Origin of the sequence: Streptomyces sp. NPDC058773 (assembly GCF_042746015.1) — a bacterium.
GTDB lineage: Bacteria > Actinomycetota > Actinomycetes > Streptomycetales > Streptomycetaceae > Streptomyces.
The window spans coordinates 1-13,303 of the sequence record NZ_JBHYPE010000049.1 but is presented as its reverse complement, the minus strand read 5'-3'; the positions used below and the strand labels follow the sequence as shown (position 1 = coordinate 13,303).

Below are 13,303 nucleotides of genomic sequence, written 5' to 3'. Positions count from 1 at the left end.
AACCCCCGACCGGTCCGGAGTGCCGTCCGTACGAGAGGAGCCGTGACATGCGCGCAGCCGTACAGCACGAGACAGGGCAGGACAAGCTCGAAGTCCTCGACGACATCGAGGCGGTGGGGTTCGGGCCCGGCAAGGTGAAGATCCGTATCCGGGCGACCGGACTGTGCCACTCCGACCTCTCGGCGATGAACGGGGTGCTGCCGCAGCCCGCGCCCTTCGTTCCCGGCCACGAGGGCGCCGGGGAGATCCTCGACGTCGGCGACGGCGTCACCGGACTCGACCGGGGGGACCGCGTCCTGATGTGCTGGCTGCCCGCCTGCGGCAGCTGTCCGTCCTGCCGGCGCGGCCAGACCCATCTGTGCCTGGCCGGATTCACGAACGCCGGCACGCCCAACTTCCGGCGCACCGGAGCCGAACCTTCCGACGTCTTCGGCTTCGCCGGCACCGGCACCTTCGCCGAGGAGGTCGTGGTCGCCGCCAACTGCGCGGTCCCGATCCCGGACGACGTCCCGTACGAGATCGCCGCGCTGATCGGCTGCGGTGTCACCACCGGGCTGGGCGCGGCCCTCAACACCGCCCAGGTGACGGCCGCTTCCTCGGTGGCGGTCATCGGGTGCGGCGGCGTCGGCATCTCCGTCATCCAGGGCGCGAGGGCCTGTGGCGCGGCCCAGATCATCGCCGTCGACCCGGTGCCCGCCCGCCGGGAGGCCGCGCTGCGCTTCGGCGCCACCGAGGCGGTCGCCCCGGAGGAGTTCGCCGACGCCAAGGCCCGGATCACCGCCGGGGAGGGCTTCGACTACGTCTTCGAGGTGGTCGGCAAGTCCGCCACCGCCCGCACCGCCTACGAGATGACCCGGCGCGGCGGCACCCTGTGTGTGGTCGGCGCGGGCGCCATGGACGACACCTTCCAGGTCAATATGTTCGAGCTCTTCTTCGACGAGAAGCGGATCCTGCCGTCCCTGTACGGCGGCGCGGACGTCCTGCGTTCCTACGAGCGGGCCATCGCCCTGTGGCGGGCCGGCCGGATCGACCTCGAAGGCCTGATCACCCATCGCGTCCGGCTCGCCGAGATCAACGACGCGCTCGACCAGATGCGCTCCGGCACCGCGCTGCGCACCTGCATAGAGCTCTGACGCCCACCGTTCACCCCTCGCAGCGCCCGCACCGCACCGCGTGCCGCGACCACTGGAGAGGACAGGAATGGCACAGCCACTGGAGGGCCTGACCGCGATCGTCACCGGCGCCGGGCGCGGTCTGGGCCGCGCCGAAGCCCTCGAACTCGCCCGTCTCGGCGCCCAGGTCGTGGTCAACGACTACGGACAGCCGCACCGCGACGGCTCCGGCGAGGCCTCCGCGGCGCCCGCCGAGGGCGTCGTCGCCGAGATCCGCGCGGCGGGCGGCACCGCCGTCGCCCACCTCGGAGACGTCGCCGACCACGCCCAGGCCCGCGCCCTGGTGCGGCTCGCCGTCGAGACCTACGGGCAGCTCGACATCCTGGTCAACAACGCGGGCATCCTGCGCGACCGGATGGTCTTCTCGATGACCGAGAACGAGTGGGACTCGGTCATCCGGGTGCACCTCAAGGGCCACTTCAACACCACCCACTTCGCCGCGGCGCACTGGCGCGAGCGCGCCAAGGCGGCCGGCGCCCCGGTCCACGGCCGGATCGTCAACACCTCCTCCGAGGCGTTCCTCGCGGGCTCGGCGGGCCAGCCCAACTACGCCGCGGCCAAGGGCGGCATCGTCGGCCTGACCACCTCCACGGCGCTGGCGCTGGCCAAATACGGAGTGACCGCCAACGCGATCTGTCCCCGCGCCCGCACCCGTATGACCGAGGACGTCTTCGCCGGCCTCCCTGGAGGGCAGGGCGGCCAGGAGACCACGGACGGCAGGCTCGACCCGCTCTCGCCCGAACATGTCGCCCCGCTCGTCGGCTATCTCGCCTCTCCTGCCGCGGCCCGGGTCAACGGCCAGCTGCTGGTCGTCCACGGCGGCATGGTCGCCATCGCCGAACGCCCGCGGATCGCCGCCAAGTTCGACACCGGCAAGGAGGTCTTCAGCTTCCAGGAGCTCGACGATCTGCTGACGCCGTACTACGCACGGCGCCCGGCGGACGAAACCTTCGCGGCGCCGGAGGTGCTGGGCCTCAAGCACGACGGGAAGCGAGGCCGATAACGCACCACGGCCGTGAGCACCGCCCGCCGTTCAGCGGTGCGGCGGTCACGGCCGTGGTGTGGTCCGCCGGTCCGGGCGCGCCGGGGCGGCGTCACGCGTCCTGCGGCTGCTTGTCCCGGCGGTGCCGGCCATGAGGGGTGGAGCCGGACTCCTCCGTGGCGGCCGGGCCACGGTGCCTGCCGGAGCTTGCGGCCTCGGCGGCCTGGGCGGATGCCTCCTGGGGGCGCGCCTGGGTCGTGTCGGTTCGGGCTTCGGACATGAAGAGAGTCACTCCGTCAGTTCGCTTACAGCTGTACGCGTCGGGACCTCGCCCGACGACCGCCACGGCTGCTCCCGAGCGGCACTGCCGGTGGCCGGTCAACCGGCTGCGGAGCCCCCGCCCGAAATTCTAACGGGGCCGGAAATCGCTCTCCACCGGGTCTACCGGGCCGCCAGAGGTGCCTCCTGCAAGGGAACTGGCCTGCACATGTGGGGATGTCCGGGGAGGGGTACCGGTTCCGCGTCCACGGTCTGAGGATGTGCAGATGCTGTGCAGCGGTTGTCGGCATCCGCTGCTTCCGGGACAATCTCCCCTCCGTTCCAGGGGGCGTCGCCTGAGGGCGCCGCTGTCACCGGCTCGGCGAGTGCCACGGGGCCGCCGGGCGTCACCGGCTCGCCGGACCCCGGCGGTGCTCCGGCCGCAACGCGCCACGCAGCCCCCGGCGCCACCACTTGCCGCACGGGCCCCATGGGGCCCATGGGGCGTACGGCCTCCACCGCCGGTACCGGTTCCACGGCCACCACTGGTGCCACAGGCCGCGGCGGGGTCACCGGCCCCACCGGCTCCGCCCCCACCCTCATCCGCGCCACCCCGCACGGCTCCGCCTGCGTCGCGTACGGCAGGAGCAGTTCACCGGCCGCCGTCCACAGGCCGGTTCCGGCCAGCCAGCCCTCCGGGGCCGGGTACTGCCGCAACTGCCGTTCCGAGGGGCGCCAGACGCCGAGCCGGCTGCCGCTCGCCGTAGTGACCCGACAGGCCACCGCGCAGCTCTCCGGTGCCAGCATCTGTCCCGGTTGCACGGCGAACGGGGTGACCGTCCCGTCGGCGGGCCGCAGGCAGTCGGGGAAGCGCACCGGCAGGCTGCTGCCCAGGACGCACCAGCCCAGCCGGTCGTACCCCGGGGCGTCCGAGAGCACGAGCAGCAGCCCGCTGTCCGGATCGGCCAGCAGCAGCCGGTCGTTGCTCTCCTCGGTGATCTGCGGCAGCGGAACGGTTTCGCCGCCCCGCTCCAGGTCGACCAGCACGGTCTTGGTCCGGCCGGCCAACTCCCGGTCCAGCGCCAGCAGTCGGCCGCAGCGGTCCAGCCAGACGCCGCCCGCGCAGCGTCCCGGCACGCGGGTGACCGGCTCGGGCCGCCCGCTCGCCCCGCCGTGCACCAGCCACAGCGTGGTGTGCTCCGCCTCGGTGGCGAGCGCGTAGGCGCGGCTCCCGCCGGGGGCGGGCGGCAGCAGGGTCAGCCGGGGGGCCGCCACGGCGCCCAGCAGGAGTTCGCCGGTTCCGGGGCCCGCCGGGTAGAGCAGGGAGACGGCGCAGCGGTCGGCGACCCGGCGCAGAATCAGCACCCGGCCGTCCGCGAGCGGCAGCAGCGCGCTGTCCGGCTCCTCGGGCTGGGTGCCCTGCAGGGGCACGGCGTACGGAGCGGGGCCGCTCAGCGTCCAGCGCTCCGGGAACCAGCTTCCGGCGGCGTCGTCGTGCCGGGCGAGCCGGGCGGCGTACGAGCCGTCGGCGGCGATCGTCAGGCGCCCGGCGAGCGGGCCGGCCGGCGCGATGGTCTCCTCGGTGGCACAGATCGTCATCGAGTGGTTACCTCCAGTCGGCAACCGAAGCTAGTTTTCGTACTTCCGGCCGAACACTGCAAGTTGTGACACTTCACGCATAAGGGTGGCAGTTGTCCGGTTCGTCGGTGCCGGGCGGCGTGGTTGTGCTCCGGGCCCGTCGCGGGGCGGGGGTCGCGGGCGCGAGCGGGCTCGTGCCGACCGTCCTTGCGCGCCGCCGGGGGGAGGCGGCAGAGGGGAGGGCCGGAGGACCCGACGCCATGTCACAGCCGGGGGGTAACCTTCCCTCCGTGCCCGTACTGTCTGAAGTCCTCACCGCGCTCGACGCCCTCTGGCCCCCCGAGCGGGCCGAAGGGTGGGACGCCGTCGGCACGGTCTGCGGAGATCCCGGCGCGGAGGTCCGCCGCGTGCTGTTCGCCGTCGACCCCGTCCAGGAGATCGTCGACGAGGCGGTGACGCTCGGCGCCGACCTCCTCGTCACCCACCACCCGCTCTATCTGCGCGGTACGACGACGGTGGCGGCCTCGACCTTCAAGGGCAAGGCCGTGCACACCCTCATCAAGCACGACATCGCCCTGCACGTCGCGCACACCAACGCCGACACCGCCGACCCCGGTGTCTCCGACGCCCTGGCCGGCGCGCTGGACCTGCGCATCACCGGCCCGCTGGTCCCGGATCCGAGCGACCCGGCGGGCCGCCGCGGCCTCGGCCGGATCTGCGAGCTGCCGCACCCGATGACGCTGGCCGAGCTGGCCGCCCACGCCGCCGAGCGGCTGCCCGCCACCGCGCAGGGCATCCGGGCGGCCGGCGACCCGGACCGCGAGATCCGGACCCTCGCCGTCTCCGGCGGCTCCGGCGACAGCCTCTTCGATGACGTACGGGCGGCCGGTGTGGACGCGTTCCTCACCGCCGACCTGCGTCACCACCCGGCCTCCGAGGCCACCCAGAAGAGCTCGCTGGCGCTGCTCGACGCCGCCCACTGGGCCACCGAATGGCCGTGGTGCGAGCAGGCCGCGGCCCAGCTCGACGCGGTCTCCGACCGGCACGACTGGGGACTGCGCACGCATGTCTCCCGTACGGTCACCGACCCCTGGACCGCCCACGCGGCGTCCACCCGATTCGTCACCCCGACGCACACCACAGGAGCCCCACGCTGAACGCCGCGCCCGCCGACCAGATCCGCCTCCTCGACGTCCAGGCCCTGGACGTGAGGCTCACCCAGCTCGCCCACCGGCGCAACAACCTCCCCGAGCTGGCCGAGCTGCAGACCTTGGAGGCCGACCTCATCCAGCAGCGCGACCTGCTCGTCGCCGCGCAGACCGAGGAGAGCGACACCAGCCGCGAGCAGACCAAGGCCGAGCAGGACGTGGACCAGGTGCGCCAGCGCGCCGCCCGCGACCAGAAGCGGCTGGACTCCGGCGCCGTCACCTCCCCCAAGGACCTGGAGAACCTCCAGCGCGAACTGGCCTCGCTGGCCAAGCGCCAGGGTGACCTGGAGGACGTCGTCCTGGAGGTCATGGAGCGCCGGGAGTCCGCCCAGGAGCGGGTCACCGAGCTGACCTCCCGGGTCGAGGCCATCCAGGCCAAGGTCGACGACGCCACCGCGCGCCGGGACGCCGCGTACACCGAGATCGACGCCGAGCGCGCGACGGTCGCCAAGGAGCGTGAGCTGACCGTCGCCGACATCCCGGCCGATCTGCTCAAGCTCTACGACAAGATCCGCTCCAAGGAGGGCGGCGTCGGCGCGGCCCGTCTCTACCAGCGCCGCTGCGAGGGCTGCCGGCTGGAGCTGAACATCACCGAACTCAACGACGTCCGCGCGGCCGCCGCCGATACCGTCGTGCGCTGCGAGAACTGCAGCCGCATCCTGGTCCGCACGCCCGACTCGGGTCTGTAGCCCGTGGCCCGCACGCTGATCGTCGAGGCGGACGGCGGCTCCCGGGGCAACCCGGGACCGGCCGGCTACGGCGCGGTCGTCCTCGACCCGGAGTCCGGCGAGGCGCTGGCCGAGGCCGCCGAATTCATCGGTACCGCGACCAACAACGTCGCGGAGTACCGGGGCCTGGTGGCCGGTCTGCGGGCGGCGCTGGCCCTCGACCCCGAGGCGTGCATCCGGGTGCGGATGGACTCCAAGCTCGTCGTCGAGCAGATGTCCGGGCGCTGGCAGATCAAGCACCCGGGCATGAAGCCGCTGGCCGCCGAGGCCCGGTCGGTCTTCCCGGCCGACCGGGTCACGTACGAGTGGATTCCCCGCGCCCAGAACAAGCACGCCGACCGGCTCGCCAACGAGGCGATGGACGCCGGCAAGGCGGGCAGGCAGTGGGAGCCGCGCGACTCCAGGGCGGCGCTCGACACGGCCGCCGCGCCCGCCCGCAGCGCCGCGGCCCGCGCCGCCGACGAGGCCGCCGAGGCGGCGGACGCGGCCCCGGGCGCCCCGCCGGCCGGCTGGGGCGCCCCCGACCTCGGCCCGCCCGCGACCTTCGTCCTGCTCCGGCACGGCGAGACCGCGCTGACGCCCGAGAAGCGGTTCTCCGGCAGCGGCGGCACCGACCCCGAACTCTCCGCGGCCGGACGCCGCCAGGCCGAGGTGACCGCCGCCGCGCTGGCCGCCCGGGGCACGGTCCAGGCCGTCGTCAGCTCACCACTGCGGCGCTGCCGGGAGACCGCCGAGGCGGTCGCGGTCCGGCTCGGCCTGGAGGTCCGGATCGAAGAGGGCCTGCGCGAGACCGACTTCGGGGCGTGGGAGGGGCTGACCTTCGCCGAGGTGCGCGAGCGCTTCCCCGAGGACCTCGACGCCTGGCTCGGCTCCGCCCGGGTCGCGCCCACCGGCGGCGGCGAGTCCTTCGCGGCGGTCGCCCGCCGGGTCGCCGTCGTCCGCGACAAGCTCCTGGCCCGGTACGCGGGCAAGACGGTGCTGCTGGTCACGCATGTGACACCGGTCAAGACCCTGGTCCGGCTGGCGCTGGGTGCCCCGCCGGAGTCGCTCTTCCGGATGGAGCTCTCCGCGGCGTCGCTCTCCGCGGTCGCGTACTTCTCCGACGGCAACGCCTCGGTGCGACTGCTGAACGACACGTCGCATCTGCGGTAGGGGCTTTGCCCCCGTCTCCCGCACGCCGTCGCGCACCAGTCGTGCGCCGTCGCGTACCTGTCGTACGTACAGGGGCCCGGCACCTCGGATGAGCGAGGTGCCGGGCCCCTGCGCGTACGCACGGAGGCGCGGACCGAGGCGCGCCGGGCCACACCGAGGCGCCCGGCCCCGCCACCGTACACACCGCCCTCAGGCCGCCAACGCAGCCGCCTCCCGGGCGAGTTGGCGCACCCGGTCCCAGTCCTTCGCGGCCAGGGCGTCGGCCGGCAGCATCCAGGTGCCGCCGACGCAGCCGACGTTGGGCAGCGCCAGATAGGACGGCGCCGACGCCCGGCCGATGCCGCCGGTCGGGCAGAAGCGGGCCCGGGGGAGGGGCGCGGCCAGCGAGTGCAGATACGGTGTGCCGCCCGCCGCCTCCGCGGGAAAGAACTTCATCTCGGTGACGCCCTCGTCCAGCAGGGTCACCACCTCGGAGGCCGTCGAGACCCCCGGCAGGAACGGCACCCCGGAGTCCTTCATCGCGCCCAGCAGCCGCGGCGACCACCCGGGGCTGACCAGGAACCGCGCGCCGGCCACGAGCGCGTCCTCGACCTGCTCGGGGGTGAGCACCGTGCCCGCACCGGTCACCGCCTCGGGGACCTCCTCGGCGACGGCGCGGAGCGCGTCGAGCGCCGTGGGCGTCCGCAGCGTCACCTCGATCGCGCGCAGCCCGCCGGCGACCAGCGCACGGGCGAGCGGCACGGCGTCGGCGGCATCGTGCAGCACAACGACCGGGATGACGGGGGCGAGCCCGAGAACCGAGGGGGCAGAGGACGCGGAGGAACCGGCGGCGCTGGTCACGCCGCCCATGGTGCGCCCGCATCCCACTCTCCGCAACGAGAGTTGCACATGCTGCAACGTCAGTGATGGCCCGCGGGCGGGCACCCTCCGCAGCTCCCGCTACAGCTCCGTGACGATCACATCGACGGCCCATGCCTTGCCGCCCTTCGCGGGGGCCTCCGCCTCCACCGCGTATCCCAGCTGGCGCAGTGCGGCGACCAGCTCCGCCGGACCCTCCGGATCGAGCCCCGCCGACAGCAGGTCCCGCACCAGGCGGCCCTTGGTCGCCTTGTTGAAGTGGCTGACCACCGTGCGCTTCTCCACGCCGGCCACGGTCTTCGACTGGAGCACCCGCACCGTCGCGGTCCGCCCGGCCACCTCACCCTTGGGCTTCCACGCCGTGGCATACGCCGCAGACCGCAGATCGAGCACCAGTCCCTCACCGGCCGCGGCCGGCAGCACCTCGGCCATCGGCGCCCGCCAGTAGGCGCCCAGCGCACCCAGCCCCGGCAGCTTCACGCCCATCGAGCAGCGGTACGACGGAATCCGGTCACCGATCCGTACCGCGCCCCACAGGCCCGAGAACACCAGCAGCGACCGCTCGGCCCGCTGCCGCGCCGCCGCGTCCAGCGTCGCCAGGCCCAGCGCGTCGTAGAGCACCCCGGTGTAGATCTCCCCGGCCGGCCGGGTCCCCGCCGTCCGCAGCCCCGCGTTCTTGGCGATCTCGCCCCGGAGCCCGTCGCTGAGCCCCAGCACCTCCTGGGCCTTGGTCTCGTCCGCCGCGCACAGCTCGACGAGCTCCGTCAGCACCGTCTCCCGCGCCGCGGTCAGCCCCGGCAACGACAGCGCACCGGTGTCCAGCGGCGCCCCGGCCTCCCCGGCGGCCTTCCCTTCGGACGGCGGCAACAGCACGAGCACGGTGTTTCTCCTTCACGGCGGTACGGGCGGGGGTGCGGCCCCCGGAAAAGCCTAGAGCTTGGTGGGGCCGGGTGAAGACCGCCCGCGGCCCGGGGGCGGCCCGCACGGCGCGCCGTGCGCCGCCGCCCGCCATACGCTCGGTGTCATGCCCCGTCTCCATATGCATGTGACCGACGCAGCCGAGGCCCCGCTGCGTGTCGCGCTGCATGAGCTGCGCGGCGCGCTGGAGATCCCGGACCACTTCCCGCCCACGGCACAGGCCGAGGCGGACAGCGCGGCCCGCGCGCCGCGCATCCCGGCCGCCGACGGTGCCGTGGCGACCGAGCACACCCTGGAGGACGCCACCGACCTCCCGCTCTTCACCATCGACCCGCCCGGCTCGCTCGACCTCGACCAGGCGGTGTTCCTGTCCCGGCGCCCGGCGCCGCCCGGGGCGAAGGGCCGGGGCGGCTACCGCGTCCACTACGCCATCGCCGATGTCGCCTCCTTCGTGACCCCCGGCGGGGCCCTGGACGCCGAGGCGCACCACCGCGTGACCACCCTCTACTTCCCTGACGAGCGGGTCCCGCTGCACCCGTACATCCTCAGCGAGGGCGCCGCCAGCCTGCTGCCCGACCGCGACCGCCCGGCCGTCCTGTGGCAGCTCGACCTCGACGCGGACGGCGCCCTGACCGAGGTCTCGGTACGCCGTGCCCTGGTCCGCTCGCGGGCCAAGCTGGACTACGCGGGCGTGCAGCGGGTCCTCGACGACGACACGGCCGAGGAGCCCCTCGCCCTGCTGCGTGAGATCGGGCGGCTGCGGGAGGAGCGGGAGGTCGCCCGTGGCGCGATATCCCTGAACGTCCCCGAGCAGGAGATCGCCGAGCAGGACGGCCACTACCGCCTCGTCTACCGCGCCCCGCTGCCCGCCTACGCCTGGAACGCGCAGCTCTCCCTGCTCACCGGAATGGCCGCGGCCGACCTGATGCTCGCCTCCGGCACCGGCATCCTCCGTACGCTCCCCACCGCCCCGGACGGCTCGGTCGCCCGCCTCCGGCTGACCGCCCGTGCGCTCGGCGTCGACTGGCCCCACCACACCTCGTACGCGGCGCTGATCCGCACCCTCGACCCGCGCCGTGCCGCGCACGCCGCCTTCCTCCAGGAGTGCACCGCCCTGCTGCGCGGCGCCGGCTACACCGTCTTCGACGGCACCCCGCCCCCCGCCGACCACGCCCTGCACGCCGCCGTCGCCGCCCCGTACGCCCATGCCACCGCACCGCTGCGGCGCCTGGTGGACCGCTACACCTCCGAGCTGTGCCTCGCGGCGTCGGCCGGCGCCGCACCGCCCGCCTGGGTCCGTACGGCGCTGCCCGCGCTGCCGCGGGAGATGGAGCTGGGCACCCAGCGGGCCAACCAGGTGGAGCGGGCCTGTGTCGACCTCGTCGAGGCGGCGCTGCTGCGCGACCGGGTCGGCGAGATCTTCGAGGCACTGGTCGTCGAGATCCAGGAGAAGGACCCCACCCACGGCACCGTCCACCTCTACGACCCGGCCGTCATCGGCACCGTCGAAGCCGCCCCCGAAGGCCCCGCCCTGCCCCTGGGCCACCGCATCCCGGTCCGCCTCACCGAGGCCGAACCGGGCCACCATCCGGTCCGTTTCACTCCGGCGTGACGGCGTGACGGCGTGACGGCGTGACGGCGTGACGGCGGGCGGCTCCGGGCGGTCGCCGACGTCCGGCGGTCGGCCGGCTCACCGGCATCCCGCCGGCTCGCGGCGCTTCGTGCGTGTGCGGAGCCTCTGCCCCCGGCTCCCGTCTCCCCGCCCCCCCCCGCTCACGCCGCCTCGGCCGTCTCCGGCGTCCCGCCCCGCGCCGCCATCCCGTCCCGTACGGCCGCCACCACCGCCCGCGCGTCATCGGCGTGGAACCGCACCGTACGGACCGTCTCCCGCTGCCCCAACAGCCGTACGGCCACCACCGGTTCGGTCAGCTCGACGGTGACCGAGGTCTGCCCGCCGACCGGCAGTTCGGCCACTTCGGCGCCGCCGCCCCTCTGCTGCTCCCTGGTGAACCGGAGGTCGGAGCGGACCGCGGCGATCCGCTCCAGCGGTATGCGGATCTCCCGGCGCGCGCCGTCCCGCAGCCGCAGTTCCTCCGCCCCCAGCACATGCGGCCGGGTGACCGCCGCCGCCTGGAGCCCCAGAACCGCCAGCACCGTGTACACATCGAGGAACAGCACCACCTCGTGCACCACCGGCTTCCCGGCGAGCAGCACCCCGAGCCCGACCGTCTCCACCACGCACACGAACGTCAGCCCGTAGACCATCGCCGCCTGCGCCCCCGCGTACCCGAGGGCCCGCTCACCAGGCGCCACCCCGATCCGCCGCCGGGCCACCCACCAGGCCAGGCTCCGCAGCCACCGCCCCTCATGGGCGGCCAGCCGGCGCAGCGCGGTACCCCGGCTCATCGTGCCCGCTCCGCGACCAGCTGGATCGCCCGGCGCACGGCCCCGGCCTGCGCGGGCGCGAACTCCGCGTAGTACGCCGCCATGAAGCTGTCGCCCGCGTCCGGCGCGGCGGCCTGCCCCCAGTGCTCCGCGCCGACCTCCGCGACCACCGCGTCCGGAATGCAGTCGGCGAGTGCCCGCGCTGCCTGCTCCACCCGCGGATCGTCCACCCCGACGTCCACCAGCGCATCGAGCAGCCCGTACACCTCGTACATCCGCGCCATCGCCCCCGGCTCCGCGGTCGCCTGCCCGAGCATCTCCAGCATCCGCTGGTTGCCCCCCTCCCCACCCGTCGACTCCAGCAGCGCCAGCAGCTCCCGCTCCTTCGACGCCATGGCGGGCTCCGGGCCCGGCTGTGCCGCCGAGGTGCGGGCCATCTCCGCGAAGAGCGCCGCCAGTTCGTCCGACACGGGCCCCTCGGCGGGCAGCCCGCCGTGCTCGTCGGCCTGCCGCCGCACGGCGGCCAGCCGGGCCCGCCGCACCCGGAGCGCCTCCTCCTGACGGGCCAGATCCGCGTCCAGCTCGTCCAGCACCTCGTGCAGTTCGCGCCCGGCGTCCTCGGCGAGCACGTCCCGCACCTCGTCCAGCCCGAGCCCCAGCTCCGTCAGCCGCCGCACCCGCGCGAGCTCCACCGCGTCCCGCAGCCCGTACTCCCGGTAGCCGTTGGCCCGGCGTTCCGGCTCGGGCAGCAGCCCGAGGTGGTGGTAGTGGCGTACGGCACGGGTGCTGATCCCGATCAGCCCTGCAAGCTCACCGATTCTCATGCGCTCAGTAGAAACGTTGCCGCTGCGACAAGGTCAAGCACGTTCCCGCCGGGAACGCGGGAGCAGGGGCGCGGGGGAGGGGAACGGCCCTGGCGGGGACCGGTGTCCCCTACGGGTAGCATGGTCGGCACGGCGGACGAGCCGGCCGGACGGCCGCGTGGGGATCTCACGATCCTCCCGAGGAACGTCCGGGCTCCACAGGGCAGGGTGGTGGGTAACGCCCACCCGGGGTGACCCGCGGGACAGTGCCACAGAAAGCAAACCGCCGGAGGCTTCGGCCTCCGGTAAGGGTGAAACGGTGGTGTAAGAGACCACCAGCCTCCGAGGTGACTCGGAGGGCTAGGTAAACCCCACCCGGAGCAAGGTCAAGAGGGGGCATCGTTTGATGCCCCTGCGCGGACGACCGAGGGCTGCCCGCCCGAGTCCGCGGGTAGACCGCACGAGGCTGCCGGCAACGACAGCCCTAGATGGATGGCCGTCTCCCCCCGGCCCGCAAGGACCGGGGGCGACAGAACCCGGCGTACAGGCCGACTCGTCCGCCATTACGGCTCTGACCTGGACAAATGTCATGGGTGGAGCCATTGTGCGTCCCGGTGGCCTTCCCTCCCGTACCTGCGGTTTCCCTGGAGTTCCCGCGTGTTTGTGCACGCGGGTGTCGGGCGGGCTCACCAGCACGCGGCCGGGGCCCGCAAAAAGGGGCCCTGGACGGAGAACCGGCCGACCATGCCATCGGCCGGTCCCGCGGCGGGCTGAGCACGACGATTCATCTCGCCGCAGATGCCCGCTGCCGGCCCCTCGCGTTCGTTCTCACCGCCGGACAGGCCGGCGATGCACCCGCTTTCACGGACGTGATGGCCCGCTTGCGCGTTCCCCGCCGCCGCGGAAGGCCACGGACCCGGCCGGACGTGGTCCGGGCGGACAAGGCGTACTCCTCACGCGCCCTACGCGACCACCTGCGCAAACGCGGCATCCTGATGGTGATCCCGGTTCCGGCGGATCAGCGCGGGCACCGGCTGCGACGGGGCAGCCGGGGCGGCAGGCCGCCGGCCTTCGACCGTGAGACCTACAAGCAGCGCAACACCGTCGAGCGGTGCATCAACCGCCTGAAGGTGCGACACGAAGTCGCACACGTTAAGTGGGAAAGTCGCGAAGGAAGGAGAGATGTGCTGACCCCGGATTAGTGTCCATATCCGTTCCCGCGCTCACATGCGTCGCCGGTAACAGCGGGGTGTGAAGCTGA

12 protein-coding genes, 1 other RNA gene and 1 pseudogene are annotated in these 13,303 nt (G+C 74.0%); 8 read left to right on the top strand and 6 right to left on the bottom strand.

What is annotated here, in order from left to right; all coding sequences use genetic code 11:
* The first annotated feature begins 47 nt into the window (after window positions 1-47).
* A complete protein-coding gene (locus tag ACFW5B_RS29770) occupies window positions 48-1,133 on the top strand; it encodes a Zn-dependent alcohol dehydrogenase (RefSeq protein WP_386446225.1) in 1,086 nt (361 codons plus the stop codon).
* A gap of 67 nt (window positions 1,134-1,200) precedes the next feature.
* Window positions 1,201-2,175: a 3-oxoacyl-ACP reductase gene (locus ACFW5B_RS29765; protein WP_386446222.1), complete on the top strand. Its 975-nt coding sequence runs from the start codon at window positions 1,201-1,203 to the stop codon at window positions 2,173-2,175.
* 91 nt (window positions 2,176-2,266) lie between these two features.
* Here the strand turns inward: ACFW5B_RS29765 and ACFW5B_RS29760 are convergent, their stop codons facing one another.
* Both ACFW5B_RS29760 and ACFW5B_RS29755 read right to left on the bottom strand, forming a co-directional pair.
* On the bottom strand, window positions 2,267-2,434 hold the full coding sequence (locus tag ACFW5B_RS29760; protein ID WP_386446219.1) for a hypothetical protein: 168 nt from the start codon (window positions 2,432-2,434) through the stop codon (window positions 2,267-2,269).
* Window positions 2,435-2,595: 161 nt separating this feature from the next.
* Window positions 2,596-4,011 carry a hypothetical protein gene (locus ACFW5B_RS29755; RefSeq protein WP_386446216.1) on the bottom strand — a complete coding sequence of 472 codons (1,416 nt, stop codon included), beginning with the start codon at window positions 4,009-4,011 and terminating at the stop codon, window positions 2,596-2,598.
* 269 nt (window positions 4,012-4,280) lie between these two features.
* Here ACFW5B_RS29755 and ACFW5B_RS29750 point away from each other — a divergent pair, with 269 nt between their 5' ends.
* The 3 genes from ACFW5B_RS29750 to ACFW5B_RS29740 are packed head-to-tail and all read left to right on the top strand — an operon-like array spanning window position 4,281 to window position 7,078.
* Entirely contained in the window at window positions 4,281-5,147 is an 867-nt protein-coding gene (locus ACFW5B_RS29750) for a Nif3-like dinuclear metal center hexameric protein (RefSeq protein ID WP_386446213.1), read from the top strand.
* Complete coding sequence (locus ACFW5B_RS29745; protein WP_386446313.1) at window positions 5,144-5,887, top strand: zinc ribbon domain-containing protein; 744 nt, start codon at window positions 5,144-5,146, stop codon at window positions 5,885-5,887. Before ACFW5B_RS29750 ends, ACFW5B_RS29745 begins: the two co-directional genes overlap by 4 nt.
* Before the next feature lie 3 nt (window positions 5,888-5,890).
* A complete protein-coding gene (locus ACFW5B_RS29740) occupies window positions 5,891-7,078 on the top strand; it encodes a bifunctional RNase H/acid phosphatase (RefSeq protein WP_386446210.1) in 1,188 nt (395 codons plus the stop codon).
* 189 nt (window positions 7,079-7,267) lie between these two features.
* On the opposite strand, the gene eda is transcribed toward ACFW5B_RS29740, so the two are convergent.
* Together eda and yaaA are read right to left on the bottom strand one after the other, a co-directional pair.
* Window positions 7,268-7,927: a bifunctional 4-hydroxy-2-oxoglutarate aldolase/2-dehydro-3-deoxy-phosphogluconate aldolase gene (gene eda, locus ACFW5B_RS29735; RefSeq protein WP_386446208.1), complete on the bottom strand. Its 660-nt coding sequence runs from the start codon at window positions 7,925-7,927 to the stop codon at window positions 7,268-7,270.
* A 90-nt stretch (window positions 7,928-8,017) separates the two neighbouring features.
* The gene (yaaA, locus tag ACFW5B_RS29730) at window positions 8,018-8,815 is read right to left on the bottom strand and encodes a peroxide stress protein YaaA (RefSeq protein ID WP_386446205.1); all 798 of its coding nucleotides are present in this window, start codon (window positions 8,813-8,815) and stop codon (window positions 8,018-8,020) included.
* 145 nt (window positions 8,816-8,960) lie between these two features.
* Here yaaA and ACFW5B_RS29725 point away from each other — a divergent pair, with 145 nt between their 5' ends.
* Window positions 8,961-10,466, top strand: coding sequence for an RNB domain-containing ribonuclease (locus ACFW5B_RS29725; protein WP_386446202.1), 1,506 nt, complete (start codon window positions 8,961-8,963; stop codon window positions 10,464-10,466).
* A gap of 161 nt (window positions 10,467-10,627) precedes the next feature.
* On the opposite strand, the gene ACFW5B_RS29720 is transcribed toward ACFW5B_RS29725, so the two are convergent.
* Both ACFW5B_RS29720 and ACFW5B_RS29715 read right to left on the bottom strand, forming a co-directional pair.
* The gene (locus ACFW5B_RS29720) at window positions 10,628-11,260 is read right to left on the bottom strand and encodes a hypothetical protein (RefSeq protein ID WP_386446199.1); all 633 of its coding nucleotides are present in this window, start codon (window positions 11,258-11,260) and stop codon (window positions 10,628-10,630) included.
* Window positions 11,257-12,063 carry a MerR family transcriptional regulator gene (locus tag ACFW5B_RS29715; protein ID WP_386446196.1) on the bottom strand — a complete coding sequence of 269 codons (807 nt, stop codon included), beginning with the start codon at window positions 12,061-12,063 and terminating at the stop codon, window positions 11,257-11,259. Before ACFW5B_RS29715 ends, ACFW5B_RS29720 begins: the two co-directional genes overlap by 4 nt.
* Window positions 12,064-12,200: 137 nt before the next feature.
* Between ACFW5B_RS29715 and rnpB the strand changes: the two genes are divergently transcribed.
* Both rnpB and ACFW5B_RS29705 read left to right on the top strand, forming a co-directional pair.
* Window positions 12,201-12,602: RNase P RNA component class A (gene rnpB, locus ACFW5B_RS29710), an RNA gene on the top strand.
* A 97-nt stretch (window positions 12,603-12,699) separates the two neighbouring features.
* Window positions 12,700-13,190: pseudogene (locus ACFW5B_RS29705) on the top strand (IS5 family transposase); the annotation flags it as partial.
* Between the last annotated feature and the right edge of the window lie 113 nt (window positions 13,191-13,303).